Genomic DNA, 763 nt, shown 5'->3' on the forward strand with positions numbered 1-763 from the left:
TTCTTTTTCCCATAAATTCTACTAATAAAACCATAGATTTATCATTGGGACTTTGGAATTTTTCTGAATCAGATATGACTTTAAAAGTCAAATCCTTATACCTGTAAAAATCTCCCTTTTTCAAAATTATTAGCCTATGAATATTATCATCATAAGATGAATAAATTTTTCCCACTTTAAAATTTTCTAAGACCTTGTCAAAATTCCCAGCATGATCTTCATCAAAGTGAGAAATAAAAATTGCATCAACTTTTTTTATTCCCAAGTTTTTTAAGGCGGGATATAGGAAATTTTCAAAAATTTTATTTTCCCTCCTAGCTCCACCTACATCTATTAAAAAATTTTTACCCCTATAAGAAATTAAGGAAGCATCACCCTGACCTATATAAAAATGAATTTCCTTCAAAGAATTGTAGGACTTATAAAAAGATACACAAGAAAAAATCATAAGCCAAGCCATATAAATATAGAAAAATTTTCTAGCTCCATAAAATATCTTAATATATTTACTATATATAAATAGAAAATATAGCAAGATGTAATATAGAAAAATATGGTTAAAATCAAGGGCAAATATTTCAATCTTTAAATTCGCAATTACCATCAATAAATTTTCTAAACCCCAAATAGACTTAAATAATATATCAATAAATACTGATAAGAAACTAAATCCTATAGATAAGAAATATCCTAAAATAATTACAAGAGAGTAAAGAGGAATAATAATTAAGTTAGCTAAAAAACTATAATATTGACCCCTGAA

1 protein-coding gene is annotated in these 763 nt (G+C 25.4%); it reads right to left on the reverse strand.

Features of this window, described 5'->3' with window-relative positions:
* On the reverse strand, positions 1–763 hold a 763-nt coding region (locus HMPREF9131_RS02560), incomplete at both ends, for a ComEC/Rec2 family competence protein (RefSeq protein WP_009345208.1).

This window comes from Peptoniphilus sp. oral taxon 836 str. F0141 (assembly GCF_000179335.1).
In the GTDB taxonomy this organism is placed as follows: Bacteria; Bacillota; Clostridia; order Tissierellales; family Peptoniphilaceae; genus Peptoniphilus_A; species Peptoniphilus_A lacrimalis.